Annotated in this window: 13 protein-coding genes; 8 read left to right on the top strand and 5 right to left on the bottom strand. The window is 64.6% G+C overall.

Going from position 1 to position 15,054, the window contains the following annotated elements; translation table 11 throughout:
- The first annotated feature begins 75 nt into the window (after positions 1-75).
- Positions 76-612, top strand: a complete 537-nt coding sequence (locus ACLD02_RS18775) for a bacterioferritin (RefSeq protein ID WP_203105743.1) — start codon at positions 76-78, stop codon at positions 610-612.
- A gap of 35 nt (positions 613-647) precedes the next feature.
- Positions 648-1,118 (top strand): effector binding domain-containing protein, encoded by a 471-nt coding sequence (locus ACLD02_RS18770; protein ID WP_203105742.1) that lies wholly within the window; start codon positions 648-650, stop codon positions 1,116-1,118.
- A gap of 1 nt (position 1,119) precedes the next feature.
- Here the strand turns inward: ACLD02_RS18770 and ACLD02_RS18765 are convergent, their stop codons facing one another.
- From ACLD02_RS18765 to ACLD02_RS18755, 3 genes are all read right to left on the bottom strand, one after another.
- Positions 1,120-1,485, bottom strand: a complete 366-nt coding sequence (locus ACLD02_RS18765; protein WP_203105741.1) for a hypothetical protein — start codon at positions 1,483-1,485, stop codon at positions 1,120-1,122.
- 58 nt (positions 1,486-1,543) lie between these two features.
- A complete protein-coding gene (gene uvrA, locus ACLD02_RS18760) occupies positions 1,544-4,393 on the bottom strand; it encodes an excinuclease ABC subunit UvrA (RefSeq protein ID WP_410299402.1) in 2,850 nt (949 codons plus the stop codon).
- 120 nt (positions 4,394-4,513) lie between these two features.
- A complete protein-coding gene (locus ACLD02_RS18755) occupies positions 4,514-5,173 on the bottom strand; it encodes a LuxR C-terminal-related transcriptional regulator (protein ID WP_238401155.1) in 660 nt (219 codons plus the stop codon).
- 174 nt (positions 5,174-5,347) lie between these two features.
- Here ACLD02_RS18755 and ACLD02_RS18750 point away from each other — a divergent pair, with 174 nt between their 5' ends.
- The 5 genes from ACLD02_RS18750 (at position 5,348) to gspD (ending at position 11,227) form a co-directional block, all read left to right on the top strand.
- Positions 5,348-6,721: an MFS transporter gene (locus ACLD02_RS18750; protein WP_203105739.1), complete on the top strand. Its 1,374-nt coding sequence runs from the start codon at positions 5,348-5,350 to the stop codon at positions 6,719-6,721.
- A 97-nt stretch (positions 6,722-6,818) separates the two neighbouring features.
- On the top strand, positions 6,819-7,358 hold the full coding sequence (ssb, locus tag ACLD02_RS18745; RefSeq protein WP_203105738.1) for a single-stranded DNA-binding protein: 540 nt from the start codon (positions 6,819-6,821) through the stop codon (positions 7,356-7,358).
- Positions 7,359-7,373: 15 nt separating this feature from the next.
- On the top strand, positions 7,374-8,096 hold the full coding sequence (gene gspN / locus ACLD02_RS18740; RefSeq protein ID WP_203105737.1) for a type II secretion system protein N: 723 nt from the start codon (positions 7,374-7,376) through the stop codon (positions 8,094-8,096).
- Positions 8,097-8,268: 172 nt separating this feature from the next.
- The gene (locus tag ACLD02_RS18735) at positions 8,269-9,069 is read left to right on the top strand and encodes a type II secretion system protein N (protein ID WP_238401154.1); all 801 of its coding nucleotides are present in this window, start codon (positions 8,269-8,271) and stop codon (positions 9,067-9,069) included.
- A gap of 40 nt (positions 9,070-9,109) precedes the next feature.
- Entirely contained in the window at positions 9,110-11,227 is a 2,118-nt protein-coding gene (gene gspD, locus ACLD02_RS18730; protein ID WP_410299401.1) for a type II secretion system secretin GspD, read from the top strand.
- A gap of 34 nt (positions 11,228-11,261) precedes the next feature.
- On the opposite strand, the gene ACLD02_RS18725 is transcribed toward gspD, so the two are convergent.
- Positions 11,262-12,293: a hypothetical protein gene (locus ACLD02_RS18725; RefSeq protein WP_203105734.1), complete on the bottom strand. Its 1,032-nt coding sequence runs from the start codon at positions 12,291-12,293 to the stop codon at positions 11,262-11,264.
- Positions 12,280-13,674: an adenylate/guanylate cyclase domain-containing protein gene (locus tag ACLD02_RS18720; RefSeq protein ID WP_410299408.1), complete on the bottom strand. Its 1,395-nt coding sequence runs from the start codon at positions 13,672-13,674 to the stop codon at positions 12,280-12,282. The genes ACLD02_RS18725 and ACLD02_RS18720 overlap by 14 nt, the downstream gene beginning before the upstream one ends.
- A gap of 239 nt (positions 13,675-13,913) precedes the next feature.
- Here ACLD02_RS18720 and ACLD02_RS18715 point away from each other — a divergent pair, with 239 nt between their 5' ends.
- Positions 13,914-14,873 (top strand): alpha/beta fold hydrolase, encoded by a 960-nt coding sequence (locus ACLD02_RS18715; RefSeq protein ID WP_203105733.1) that lies wholly within the window; start codon positions 13,914-13,916, stop codon positions 14,871-14,873.
- Positions 14,874-15,054 lie beyond the last annotated feature (181 nt).

The following is a 15,054-nucleotide window of genomic DNA, read 5'->3' as shown; positions in this document are numbered from 1 at the left end:
CTTGTTTTCGCGGGTCGCCATCGGCATCACTAGGGGCACCCCAAGTTATTCGTTCCACCCACGCAGGGAGAGACCATGAGCGAGAAGCAGCCCTTTCTCACCGATATAAAAACCATCCGCGAGCGGGCGCGCGAGCACATCGAGCGCGGCGCCGTGACCGCGGGCTACGCCGCCGATCGGGAAACCGTGCTCAGCCTGCTCAATGAGGCGCTCGCCACCGAGATCGTATGCACGCTGCGCTATAAGCGGCACTACTACATGGCGGATGGCCTCAACGCCAGCATCGCCGCGGATGAGTTCCTGGAGCATGCGCAACAGGAGCAGCAACACGCCGATTGGCTGGCCGAGCGCATCGTGCAACTGGGCGGCGAGCCCAATTTCTCCCCGGAAGGCCTGCAGAGCCGCTCCCACGCGGAGTACGTGGCCGGCGATAGCCTCAAGGAAATGGTCAAGGAAGACCTGATCGCGGAACGGATCGCCATCGACAGCTATCGGGAGATTGCCACTTACCTGGGCGACAAGGACCCCACCACCCGCCGCATCATGGAAGAGATTCTGGCTCAGGAAGAGGAACACGCCGACGACATGGCGGCGATTCTGGAGTCGCTCTAATCGGTACGGCATCACCAGCGAAGGGAGGACATGGCGTGATCAAACCGGAACGCGAACGCCGCCACGGCAAGGCGGTGGCGGGTATTCAGGTGCGCACCAATCAGGAGCGGGAACTGCGGCCGGAAGACGCCCAACTGGACCGCCTGTGGGAAAAATTCAACGATGAACGCCTGGCCGAGACGATCCCGGACAAGGCCGCCGGATCGCCGGTGTACGGCGTCTACACCGAGTATGAAAACGGCGCCGAGGGCGACTACAGCGTATTGGCCGGTGTCGAGGTAACGGATGAGACGAAGGTTCCGGACGATTTCGCCACCCTGACGCTGGAGGCCGGCGAGTATCTGGTTTTCCGGGCGCAAGGCCGGATGCCGGAAACCGCCATGGAGGCCTGGAGCCAGGTATGGCACTACTTCGAGGCGGAAGATGCCCCGCAACGGGCCTTTCTCACCGATTATGAGGTTTATGAGGGCACCGATCGGGTGACCCTCTATGTGGGTATCCGTTGACTCAGCGCACCCGCCGGCCCCGGTAGATCACCGGTTTGTCGCTGGCGGGGGCGGTCTCCGATTTCCCGGAGGCTGGTGCTTCCGGGTCCGGTAGCGGCTGGCCACGATACATGCGCCGGGCCGGTCTCGCGACCGGCTCCGGCGCCGCTTCCGGCTCCCCCGCTTCTTCGTCGATGCGCGCCATCAGGCGTTTCAGTTCCGCCGAGGCGCTGCGCTCGGCGTAGGCCTCCAGTTCCTCGCGCAAATCCGGGTCAGTCAGCGACAGACGGGCCCCGAATTCGTCGCGGATCAGCCGCCGGCATTGGTTCACCAGCGTCACCACCCGGTAATGCATCAACCAATGGGCGTTGATTCCTCCCCCGCTCATGCTCTTCGCTCCGTGACATCGGCTTGAGAAGCCAAGCAGTTTCCGTGCCAGAGCGGCTTTATTTCCCCTTGTTGGCGAGCATGGGTTTCAGGAAGTGGCCGGTGTGGCTGCCCTTGGTTTTGGCGACCTGCTCGGGTGTGCCCTCGGCAATAATCTGCCCGCCGCCGTCGCCGCCTTCCGGGCCCAGGTCCACGACCCAGTCGGCGGTCTTGATCACGTCCAGATTGTGCTCGATCACCACGATGGTGTTGCCGTGGTCACGGAGCCGGTTGAGCACATCCAGCAGCAACTGGATGTCCTGGAAATGCAGGCCGGTGGTCGGCTCATCAAGAATATAGAGCGTGCGACCGGTATCGCGGCGAGACAGCTCCCGGGCCAGCTTGACCCGCTGCGCCTCGCCGCCGGACAGCGTCGTGGCCGCCTGGCCCAGCTTCACGTAGCTCAGGCCCACGTCGAGCAGGGTCTGCAGGCGTCGCTGCAGTGCCGGCACCGCGTCAAAGAATTCGCGGGCTTCCTCGATGGTCATTTCCAGCACTTCGTAGATGTTCTTGCCCTTATAGGTGACCTCCAGGGTCTCCCGATTGTAGCGTCGCCCTTCGCAGACCTCGCAGGGCACGTAGATATCGGGCAGGAAGTGCATTTCCACCTTGATCACGCCGTCACCCTGACAGGCCTCGCAGCGCCCGCCCTTGACATTGAAGCTGAAGCGGCCGGGCTTGTAGCCCCGGGCACGGGCTTCCTGGGTGCCGGCGAACAGCTCCCGCACCGGCGTGAAAATGCCGGTGTAGGTGGCCGGGTTGGAACGCGGCGTGCGGCCGATCGGGCTCTGGTCGATGTCCACCACCTTATCCAGGTGCTCCAGCCCCTCCAGGCTTTCGTGGGGCGCGGCTTTCAGGGTGCTGGCCTTGTTCAGTTTGGTGGCCGCGAGCGGGTAGAGAGTACGGTTGATCAGCGTCGATTTCCCCGACCCGGACACCCCGGTAATGCAGGTGAACAGCCCCAGCGGCAGATTCAGCGGGTGGCCCTTGAGGTTGTTGCCGGTGGCGCCGAACAGGGTCAGCCAGAGGTCATCCTCGTTACGGCGGCGCTCGGCGGGTACTTCGATGCGCTTGCGCCCGGAAAGGTAATCGCCGGTGAGCGACTGTTTGTTGGCGGCGACCTGCTTCGCGGTGCCCTGGGCCACCACCCGGCCGCCGTGCACTCCGGCGCCGGGGCCGATATCAATGACGTGATCGGCGGTGCGGATGGCGTCCTCGTCGTGTTCCACCACCAGCACCGTGTTGCCCAGGTCACGCAGCCGGGTCAGGGTATTCAGCAAACGCTCGTTATCACGCTGATGCAGGCCGATGGATGGCTCGTCGAGCACGTACATCACCCCCACCAGGCCGGCGCCGATCTGGCTGGCCAGGCGGATGCGCTGGGCTTCGCCACCGGACAGGGTCTCGGCGCTGCGCTCCAGGGTCAGATAGTCCAGGCCCACGTTGACCAGGAACTGCAGCCGGTCGCGGATTTCCTTGAGAATCTTCTCGGCGATCTCGCCACGGCTGCCGCTCAGTTTGAGACTGTCGAAGTAGTCGAACGCCCGGCCCACCGCCAGGCGCACCAGGTCCGGCAGGTTGGTGTCGCCGATGAACACATGGCGGGCGGCCTCACGCAACCGCGAACCGTGGCAGCTGGGGCAGGTTGAGGTGGACAGATAGCCGGCCAGCTCCTCGCGCACCGCGTCGGATTCGGTCTCCCGGTAGCGGCGCTCCATGTTCGGGATGATGCCCTCGAACGGATGGTTGCGCTTGATGATATCGCCGCGATCGTTGAGGTAGCGGAACTCCACGCTTTCCTTGCCGGTGCCGTACAGAATCTTGTGGCGCACCGTTTTGGGCAGCTTGTTGAAGGGCTGATCCATGTCGAAGCCCAGGCTCTGGGCCAGGGCGTTGAGCATCTGGAAGTAATAGACGTTGCGGCGGTCCCAGCCGCGGATCGCGCCTTCGGCAAGGGACAGCTCGTCGCTGGTGATCACCTTGTCCTCGTCGAAGAACTGCTTGACGCCGAGGCCGTCGCAGCTGGGGCAGGCACCGGCCGGATTGTTGAACGAGAACAGACGGGGTTCCAGCTCCGGGATCGAGTAGCCGCAGTGTGGGCAGGCGAACTTGGCGGAGAAGGTGATCTCCGGGTTGTCGTCGTCCAGCGGCTCGCCGTCCATGGAGGCGATGATGGCGATGTCGTCGGCCAGGTTGAGGGCGGTCTCGAAGGACTCCGCCAGCCGGTTCTGCAGATCGCCGCGCACCTTGAAGCGGTCCACCACCACCTCGATGGTGTGCTTCTTGTTCTTGTCCAGGGTGGGGGCCTCGTCCAGATCGTAAATGCGGCCATCCACCCGGGCGCGAATGAAGCCCTGGGCGCGCAATTCGTCGAACAGGTTCAGGTGCTCGCCTTTTTTCTCGCGGATCACCGGCGCCAGCAGCATCAGCCGGCTGCCTTCCTCCATGGTCAGCACCTGGTCGACCATCTGGCTGATGGTCTGCGCCGCCAGGGGGGTATCGTGCTCCGGGCAGCGTGGTTCGCCCACCCGGGCGAACAGCAGCCGCAGATAATCGTAGATCTCGGTGATGGTGCCCACCGTGGAACGCGGGTTGTGGCTGGTGGACTTCTGCTCGATGGAAATGGCCGGGCTCAGCCCCTCGATGTGGTCCACGTCCGGCTTTTCCATCATCGAGAGGAACTGCCGGGCGTAGGTGGACAGCGACTCCACGTAACGGCGCTGCCCCTCGGCATACAGCGTGTCGAACGCCAGGGACGATTTGCCGGACCCGGACAGGCCGGTGATTACCACCAGCTTATCGCGGGGAATGTCGAGATCCACGTTCTTCAGGTTATGGGTGCGCGCGCCCCGAACCAGAATGGTATCCATGAGATGGCGAGCCCTCGGCTACTGTCAAAATGAACAGTGCAGTATAGGGGAAATACCGTGAACGGGGAAAGAAGGCGGGCACACGCCGACACCGGCCGGGTCGGCCCGGCGTCGGAATGATCAGAGGTTTTCCTGGGCCCAGTTCACCGCCTGCAGGCGGTTGGAAGCGTTGATTTTCTTGAAGATGTTGTAGATGTGGGTCTTGATGGTGTGCGGGCTGAGGCTGAGCACCTTGGCGATTTCGGAGTTCTTGGCGCCGGTGGCCATCACCTTGAGCACCTCGATTTCGCGGTCGGTAAGGTTGACCTCGTTGCGGGCGAAAGTCTTGTTGAAGGCCCGGCTTTTGACCAGGTACTGCTGCAACACCTTGCGCGGGAACCACAGTTCGCCCTTGAACATGGCCTTGATGCCCTTGGTCAGCAGGTCCTGCGGGCAATCGTGCTGGAAGCCGCCGTTGACCATGGGGAGTCCGGCCAGACGCGACAGATCGTCCTCATGATCGACGTTGAAAACACCGATCAGAATATCGTTGGGCAGCCGTTTGTCCGCATCCATCAGGCGGGCGATCACCTGATTGACGTCCACCGAATGAAAATCCACCAGGAACAGGTTCTGTTCCACCCCGGCGAGGTCGTCCTCGTTAACCTGATCCACGGACTTGATGGCCGTGGCGGGGATCGACGCCTTGTCGAGAAACTCGGTGAGCAGGGCGTTCTGAAGATGCTGGCCACCGACCACGTACACCTTTTGTATCGTTGAAGTATCCATCAATTCGTCCATGATGCATCCCGGAAAACCCGGGGGGGAGCTAAGAAGAAAAACTGAATCAAGTCATCAATTTATCACCGCTTTAGCGGGGCTTCAATTTACCATCATTCCCAGGGGCGGCATCATCCCCGTCGTCCGCTAATCTGATACACTCCAGTCCCATTTCCGTATCCTTGATGCTTGACCATGACGGACGCTTCCCGGGCCGCCTTGCGGCGCACCGAACTTTCCACCACCGGCTCCCTGGCCGCGATCTTCGCATTGCGCATGTTCGGCCTGTTCATGATTCTGCCCGTGTTCGCCGTGTACGGGGAGCGACTGGACGGCGCCACCCCCCTGTTGATCGGCACCGCGATCGGCGCCTATGGCCTGATGCAGGCCATGCTGCAGATCCCTTTTGGCATGCTTTCCGATCGCTTCGGCCGGCGCCCGCTGCTGCTGGCGGGCCTGCTGTTGTTCGTGGCCGGCGGCGCGGTGGCGGCGCTTAGCGATACCATCCATGGCGTGATTCTGGGCCGGGCGTTACAGGGGGCCGGCGCCATCGCCAGCGTGATCATGGCCCTGATCGGCGACGTGGTCAGCGAGCAGCGCCGCACCCGGGCCATGGCCCTGATCGGCATGTCGGTGGGGGGCGCCTTTATTCTGGCGCTTATCCTGGGGCCGTTGCTGGCCCACTGGCTGGGCCTCAGCGGCCTGTTCTGGCTGACCGTGGTGCTCGGCATCCTGGCCATGGGCGTGGCGTTCGGCGTGCCTTCGCCCCAGGTGCGCGCCGCCGAGCCGTTGCCGGCGGCCCAGCGTTTTGGCCGCGTACTGGGCGATCCCAACCTGCGCCGTCTGGACCTGGGCATCATGGTGCTGCACCTGACCATGACCGCCTCCTTCGTGGTGTTGCCGCAGATCCTCAAGCAGCGCCTGGGGTTGGACCTGCAGCAGCACAGCCTGCTTTATCTGGCGGTACTGGTGACCAGCTTTCTGGCCATGGTGCCGCTGATTATTACCGCCGAACGACGTGGCGCGATGCCAGTCAAGCGCCTGGCGGTGAGCCTGCTGATCGTGGCCGAGGTGTTGCTGGTCCTGGCCGGCGGCACGCTCTGGCACTTCGTGTTGGCGCTGTTCGTTTACTTCATGGCCTTCAACCTGCTGGAGGCGCTGTTGCCTTCCCTGGTTGGCCGGGCGGCGCCGGCCGGTACCCGGGGCACCGCCATGGGGGTGTATTCCACCAGCCAGTTCCTGGGCGTGTTCATCGGTGGCCAGGTGGGTGGCGCCCTGTACCAGTGGGTGGGCGCGGAAGCGGTGTTCCTGGGCTGTGCCCTGCTGGCGGTGGTCTGGCTGGCTTGCCTGTGGGGCATGCGCGAGTTGCCCAAGCTTGATAACCGTGTGATCCACCTGGAGAACCGCCAGGACTGGGGCGAGGTGGCGGCCCGTTTGCGCGGGGTGCCCGGGGTGCTCGAGGCGGTGGTGGTGGCTGAGCAGAGCCTGGCCCTGCTCAAGGTGGACAATAAACAGCTTGATGAAGAGGCGCTGGCGGCCCTGGCCGGCGAGGTGCGCAAGCACTCCTGACGGGGGTTACGCCGGCGAGCGCAAAGCGGCACAATGGTCGGTCTTGCACCGGCCCGCGCCGGTGGGTCGTCTTAAGAGATTGAGGGAGTGAACAGCCATGGCGAGAGGCGTCAACAAAGTCATTCTGATCGGCAACCTGGGCGCCGATCCGGAAACCCGGTTCATGCCCAGCGGCGGCGCCGTGACCAATGTCCGGCTCGCCACCACGGAAAGCTGGAAGGACCGCCAGAGCGGCCAGCAGCAGGAGCGCACCGAATGGCACCGGGTGGTGTTCTTCAACAAGCTCGGCGAAATCGCCGGCGAGTACCTGAAGAAGGGCTCCAAGGTGTATGTGGAAGGGTCGATTCGCACCCGTAAATGGCAAGGGCAGGACGGCCAGGATCGCTACACCACGGAGATCGTCGCCAGCGAAATGCAGATGCTCGATGGCCGTGGTGGCGGTGATTTCCAGGGCGGAGGCGGCGGTGGCCAGGGCGGTTATGGCAACCAGGGCAACCAGAACAACGACTACTACGACCAGAGCCGCAATCAAGGTGGCGGCCAGGGTGGTGGTGGCGGCCAGCAACAGGCGCCGGCCAATCAGGGCGGTGGTTTCAGCGGCCCCGCCGACGATTTCGACGACGACATTCCGTTCTGATCGACAGGGGTTCCAATGCGGCGCTGGTTTGCCCTGGGGGCGGTGTTCGTGGTTTGTTTGCTGGTGTTCATGGTGGTGCTGATGCCGGCCGCCGTGGTGGTGGAGCGGGTGCCGGCGCTGCGTCCCGGCGGAGCGCCGCTGACGCTGGCTAACGCCCGCGGGCCCTGGTGGGATGCCCGTGTCGATGCGCGTTGGCGGCAGCACCGGGGCGAATTGAGCTGGGCCCTGGACTGGCACGGTTTGACGCCCGGCGTGCAACTGTCCATGGTAAGCGGTGACCTTGACGCCAACGGCTGGCTTGGGGCGGACTGGGGTGATTGGCGCCTGGAGCAGTGGCGCGCCACCGTGCCGGTGGCTCCGTTCAGCGCCGGGGTGCCCCAGGGTAATGCCGACGGTACCGTGGATTTGACCCTCATGGCATTGGAACTCGCCGACCATGCCGTGGTCGATGCCAAAGGGACCTTGACCTACAGCGGCGGCACCGTGACCTGGGGTCGCGATGGCGCGGCCAGCGTGCCGCCCCTGGACGGGCGTCTGGCGATGGTCAACGGGGCCCCGGAGCTGGAGGTCACCGGGCCGCGACAACAACAACTGGTGCACGCCCGGCTTGAGAACGAAAAACTGAACGTGCAGGTCCGTCGGGCCTGGCCTCAGTTGCTTGGGGTAAGTCAGGGGGGCGATCCCTCCGACGTGGTGTTTCGCATGAGTCGCCCCTTGACCCTGGGGCGCTCCGGCTAAGTGCCGGCGGATAATAAGCAGGTCACAAAAGCGTGCCTAGAATGGCCAGGGACGTCCGGGTTCCGATAAGGCGGCAAGCCTTCGGACCGGTGGGCCGGTATAAAACGATAATGGGATTGAAGGTTTTATGATTCAGTGGGCCCGGAGGGGAAACCGACAACGCTGGGAGCGGATGGCGCGCGCCGTACTGGCTCTGTTGTTGGTTGTGATTCTCGCCTATTTGATTGCCCAGACCGTCTGGTTGCTTTGGTACGGCCCCCGCGATGCGTTGCCCGAGACCCGGTTGCGCCAGGTATCGGTGCAGGCCGGCGCCCAGGGTGGAGCGGCGCTGTCCGCCGCCCAGGTGGAAGGCTGGCGGCTGTTCGGCGTGTATCAGGCCGAGCCCTCCGAGGAACGCCCCGTGGACGCGCCGGAAACCCGCCTCAGCCTGGAGTTGCTGGGTTTGTTCCAGACCCGTGATCGGGGCCGTTCCTCGGCGATCATCGCTGAGCGTGGCGGTGACGCCGAACTCTACCACATTGGTGACAGCATTCCCGGGAACGCTACCCTGGAAGAGATTTACGCGGATCGCGTGATTCTGCGCCGCCAGGGTCGGCTGGAAACCCTGCGCCTGAATGAACTCAAGGGGCTGGCGGGCGGCGTGACCCAGGTCACCGAGCCGGAGCCGCGCAGTCCGGCGCCCAGCCCGCAGACGGATCTGGCCCAGCAGCGCACCGCCCTGATTCGCCAACTGGGCCTGCAGCCGGTGAGTGCCGGCGCCGACCAGGGTTACAAGATCGGCGAGCGGGCCCCCCAGCAGTTGATCGAGCAGGTGGGGCTTAAACCCGGTGACGTGGTGGCGTCGGTGAATGGCTACCCCCTCGGCACCGAGGAAAGCGATCTGGCCGCTTTGCAATCCTACATGGAAAGCCAGGCGGCGATCATTGTCGTGCAGCGCGGCGAACAGGAATTTACCGTGAACTACCCACCTTAGCGAGACACCTATGAAGTCGGCCTTAAAAACGATAATCGCAGTGGTGGCGCTGAGCCTGGCGCTCGGTGTCCATGCCCAGCAGCAGGCCCGGGTGGAGGAAACCGGCGACGGTAAGACCTGGACGGTCAATATCCGTAACGCGGACATCCAGGCGTTCATCAACCAGGTGGCGGAGATGACCGGTAAGAACTTCGTGGTCGATCCGCGCGTGCGGGCCCGCGATGTCACCGTCATTTCCAATAAGCCGTTGACCGCCAGCGAAGTCTACGAGCTGTTTCTATCGGTGTTGCAGGTGCACGGTTACGCGGCGGTGCCTTCCGGAGAGGTGATCAAGATCGTCACCAACACCACCGCCAAGCAGAGTAATCTGCCGCTCACCGAAAACGCGGGCAGCGTGGACGGCGAGGAACTGATCACGCAGGTGATCCCGGTCGACAACTCCCCGGTGGAGGAACTGGTGCCGGTGCTGCGCCCGCTGGTGCCGCAGTACGGCCATCTGGCGGCGGTGGGGTCCGCCAACGCGCTGATCATCAGTGACCATGCCGATAACATTCAGCGCATGCGCGCCATTATCAACAGCCTCGATACCGCCGAAAGCGACGAAGTGGAGATCGTCCAGTTGCAGCATGCCTTCGCCGGCAACATGGTGCAGCTGCTGGAGGAACTGACCAAGGCGGATGCCTCGGGCAATAACCGCCGGCGCGGGCTCCAGGGCGCCGCCACCGTGGTCGCCGATGAGCGTACCAACCGGTTGATCATCAAAGGCGATCGCGGCACCCGGGCCCGTCTGATCCCACTGGTCAATCAGCTCGACACGCCGTCCAGCGCCGCCGGTGGTGTCCAGGTGGTGCGTCTCAGCCATGGCGACGCCGAACAGATGGCGGAGCTGCTCAAGAACTTCGCCGCCGGCGCCTCGGCGGTCCGTCAGGGCGAGGGCAATGGCGGCGCCGCGGCGACGCGCACCGCCAATGCCACCGCCGGGGTTTCGATCCAGGCGGACACCTCGCTGAACGCCCTGGTGATTCGCGCCGAGCCGGAGATGATGAAGCAGTTGCAATCGGTGATCAGCCAGCTCGACGTGCGTCGCGCCCAGATCCTGATCGAGGCGGCGATCGTCGAGGTCACCGGCGACAAAGCCAGCTCCCTGGGCTTCCAGTACGTGGCCGGTGATCTTGAGAATGGTGTCGGCGCGGTGAACTTCGGCGGCAGCGGGGTAAGCATCAACTCCCTGCTGCAGGCGGTGATTACCGAGGACCCGTCCAATATTTCCCTGGGTGACGGCATTACCGCCGGCATCGGCGAAACCGATGCCGATGGTGATATCGAATGGGGCGCCCTGATTCAGGCTCTGGCGCGCACCACCAATACCAACCTTCTCTCCACGCCCAGCATTCTGACTCTGGATAACCAGGAAGCCTCCATTATCGTCGGTGAGAACGTGCCTTTCGTCACCGGGCAGGCTTCCAGTACCGGCTCCGGCGTCTCCAACCCCTTCACCACCATTCAGCGCGAGGACGTGGGCCTGACCCTCAAGGTCACTCCCCATGTGGCGGGCCTGGACACCATTCGCCTGGAGCTGGAGCAGGAAACCTCGGCGGTGAAGGAATCCACCGGGGAAGCGGTGGACATCGTGACCACCAAGCGCAAGCTGGCCACCACGGTGCTGGCGGATGACCGTGAAACCATCGCCCTGGGCGGTCTGATCACCGACGACGTTCAGGATTCGGTGAGCAAGGTACCGATTCTGGGCGATATCCCGCTGCTGGGCGTGCTGTTCCGCTCCACCAGCAAGAGTCACGTGAAACGCAACCTGATGGTGTTCATCAAGCCCACGGTGCTCGCCAGCAATGACCGCCTGGTGGATATGACCCGGGAAAAATACATGGGCGTCACCGCCATGCAGTTCCGCGTCAACGACAAAGGGGAGTTGGTGCGTGAAGTGAAGTTCCCGCTGCCCACCAAGGTGGAGCGCATCTTCGATGGGCGTTCGCCGGTGTCCGAGGACTACCGCCGCGCCTACCAGGAAGAACAGTTGAAAAGCGATGAAGACTCCGCCACCCCGCCCACTTCCGGCCCGGTCACCGACACCGACAGCGTGATACCGGAGAAGGAAGAGCCCGCCGCCAGCCGGCCCGAGGAGGGCGAAAGCGCCCGCTAGGCCCCCGCTACCGGGCCCGTTTCGGGCCCGGTGATTACTGCTCCAGCGAGCGCAGGTTATTCAGCACCTTGCGGCTGCGCTCCAGCTTCTTCAGCAATTCCGGGTTGTCCGGGTCCAGCGGCGCCACGCTCCGCCACAGCCGGTTGGCCGCCTGGTAATCGCCTTCCGCGTAGAGCGCCTCGCCGCGAGCCATGGCCCGTTGGAAGCGTTGTCGCGACCAGCTTTCCACCCGGTCGCGAAGGGCATCCAGTTGCGGGTCCTGGTGCTGGAGCAGGAAAGCGCGGGCGGCCAGAAGATCATCCAGGCGTCCGCTTTCGCGGTACCCCTCCACCAGGGCTTCGGCCTCTTTGCGGTGTGCCCGGTCGCGGGCATCCCGAGCCCGGTCCCGGGCGCTGTGCAGCACCTGCCTGGCCTTGCCCAGGGCCTCGGGGGCGGCCGTGTCCGGCGCCAGGCGGTGGGCGGTTTCCAGGGCCTCCAGCGCCTGCGGCCAGCGGCCGGCCTCGGCGTAGTCGTTGCCCATGGCCAGCAGCTCGCGATGCAGTTCCTCGCGCAATGCCATGCGCCGCTGGCGGGCCTGGCGGGCGCGCGGGTCCTGGTAAGGGAGCAGGGCCTGGTCCAGATCCGGCGTGCTCAGCAGGGCGCGGGCTTCGGCCAGATAGTCGCGGCTGAGCAGGGCGCGCAGCCGGGCTTCCCGTTGATCGTCGAGCTGTTCCATCAACTCGGTCACTGGCTCCGGGTCCACTACCCGTTCGCGGGCTTGCCGCAGAACCTGGTGTACCTCCTGCCACTGTTCCCGCTCGGCCAGGGCACGCGCCTGGTCCAGCGCCTGGTCGCGGTATTCGCGGCTGGCCTGCAACACCCCTTCGCGCTGCTCCATGAGCAGGGCATGCCGGGGGTGGCCCTCGTCGGCCTCGTCGATGACCGCCAGGGCGCGCCGGTAGTCCTGTGCCTTGAGGGCGTCGCCGACCCGATCAGCCGGATCATTGAACGAAGACAGGGCGGCGCAGCCGGAAAGAAGGACGGCGCCGGCCAGCGCGGTCAGGCGCGGCATGTTATGACGAGGCACTCGGCGTCTCCAGGTACTGCTCGGCCAGGAATTGGGCGATCCGTTGTTCCATCAAGGTTTCCGACAGGGCGTGCACCCCGTCCACCCGGTAGGTGCCGACCGGCTCGCTGCGCCCGCGTACACGCATGGCACCGTATTCGATGGCGCGTACCCGGGAGCCGATATTCGGGTTTTCGATGAGCGGGGAAGCGGCGATGATTTCGCCGGCGCCGGCCATGTTCGACAGCCGCGACGCCAGGTTCACCGCGTCGCCCACCACCGTGTATTGCATGCGTTCCCGGGAGCCCAGGTTGCCCGCCAGCATTGGCCCTGAATTCATGCCGATGCGGAATTCCACCGTGGTCTGGCCGCGGGCGGCCCGGTATTCGTTGAGTCTGGCCACCAGTCTTTGAATCATCACCGCGCAGCACAGACCGTGGAACAGATGTTCCGAATCCTCCTCGGGCACGCCGAACACGATCATCGCGCAGTCGCCCATGTATTTGTCGATGGTGCCCCGGTAGAAGGAGGTCGCGGTGGTGATGGCGTCGAAGTAGACGTTCAGCATGTCCGCCACGGCTTCCGGTGCCAGGCTTTCCGACATGCGGGTGAAACCGACGATGTCGGCGAACACCACGGTGGCGTTCACGTCCCGGCCGCCAAGGGTGACCTGGTCCAGATTGGCCATCATCTTGCGCGCCACCGAAGGGCTCACGAAGCGCTGCAGGACGCGCTCCACCTGGTCCTTTTCAAGCATGCCATGGGCCATGCTGTTGTAGGCCTCGATCAGATGGCCGATTTCGTCGTTGCGGCGCTCCTGGATCCGGTATTGCAGGTCGCCCTGGCGCAGGGCGCTGGTGGCGGCCAGCAGGTTGTGGATCGGCTGCGCCAGGCGGCGGCTGATCAGGAAGGAGGCGATGATCGCCAGCAGTCCCATGGCCAGGGTGGCGGTGATCATGGTATCGCGCACCTCATGCTGGGCGGCGGTGATGGAGCGATCCGACAGCGTCACCGCCACGGTGCCGGCGAGGTTCCCATCCACCGTCACCGGCGCCTCGTAGGTGCTCATGGCTTCGCCGTCATGGTGCCAGCGGCGCATCGGCAGATTCGCCGGGGTATTCTGGGACGGTTGCACGCCGGCCTGCTCCACCGGTCGACCGTCGCGGTCGAACAGGGCCGCGCCCTCGATGCTTTCGCTGCGTACCAGATTGCTCAGGTGAACCTTGAGCAGGAAGTGGTCCTCGGCGAGCAGCGGTTCCTGGGCGGTGTGCGCCAGTTGCGTGGCGATGGCGGTGCCGAACCGGTCCGCCTGCTGGCGCATGCGTTCGAGCTGGTTGTTGAGAAGAAAGGCACCGAGAAGCGTCATGCCCACCAGGATCAGCGCCGAAATCGACAGGCCCATTTTCCAGGCGACCGGAAAATATTCCGGAATATAGGGCTGGATCAGGGCGTCGAAGCGCCGTTTGAACCCACTGGACGCGGATTCGCCGGGAGCGCCGTCGCCATCCGGACTGGCGGGGGGTGGGGGTGCGGAAGGTTTGTTCACCGTGGCTACCGTAGCGGCTTCTCTTGTCAGGGTGCGTGGGCAGTGTCACATTGCCAGACTGGCCCCAGGGAAACCACCATAAGGTCGACGAGAGCATGGCTTTTATTCGTGAACGGCGTCTGCACGCCAATGGAATGGACTTTTTTATCGCCGAAGCGGGTGAACCGGGGGCTCCCCTGGTGCTTTGCCTGCACGGCTTTCCGGAGTGCTGGGCTTCCTGGCGCTATCAGTTGCCGGCGCTGGCGCAGTCCGGCTACCACGCGGTGGCCCCGGATTTGCGTGGTTATGGCGAAACCGGCGGCCCCACCGAGGTGGATGCCTATCGCCAATCCTTGCTGGTGGAGGACGTCATCGCCCTGATGGATGCCCTGGGCGCGGATCGTGCCATCCTGGTCGGTCATGACTGGGGCTGTGCCCTGGCCTGGCAGGTGGCGCGCCAGCGCCCGGATCGGGTCGCCGCCCTGGTCGGCCTGTCCGTGCCCTACGGCGGCCCGGCGCCACGGCCGCCGACCCACGCCATGCGTGAGATGTTCGGCGATCACTTTTTCTACATGCTGTATTTCCAGCAGGCCGAGGTGCCGGAACAGGAATTGGAGGCGGATGTGGAGGACAGCCTGCGCCGGCTGTTCCACAGCCTTTCCGCCGACGGCATCGAGGACTTCCGGGTGGCCCCGGACGATACCCGGGTACTGGCGGCCATGAAACCGCCCCGGACGCCGCCGCGCTGGATGCGCGACGAGGATCTGGCCTATTACGTGGCGCGGTTCCGCAAAACCGGCTTCACTGGGGCGCTCAACTGGTATCGGGCCATGGACGCCTCCTGGGAGGAAAGCCGCGACGACGATAACTGGACGCTGACCGCGCCCGCTTTGTTCCTGGGCGGCATGCAGGATCCGGTGGTGCTGTTCAGCCAGAAGGCCCTGGCCCGCATGCCGGATTACGTGCCTGACCTGAGTACCGTGATGCTGGATCAGTGTGGCCACTGGATTCAGATGGAGCAGGCGGTGGAGGTGAACCGGGAGATCCTCAATTTTCTGGCGGAAAAGGGGCTTTAGCGGCGGAGCGAGCTCAACGCACCGGCTCCTGACCTGGATCAAGAGACGGCGGCGCCCGTCGGGGCATTATGTTCATGGGGCGGCGACGCCCCGCTGCGTATGCTTCCGGAAACACCGGACACTCGGCCCCGCTTTGGCGGGGCTTTTTTTTGTCTGGGCATTCGGGGGCCACCGGCCCGCG

The organism is Alloalcanivorax sp. C16-2, assembly GCF_046507615.1.
Taxonomy (GTDB): Bacteria; Pseudomonadota; Gammaproteobacteria; order Pseudomonadales; family Alcanivoracaceae; genus Alloalcanivorax; species Alloalcanivorax marinus_A.
The sequence above is the reverse complement of the archived record's forward strand: the minus strand, read 5'-3'. Positions and strand labels throughout refer to the sequence as shown.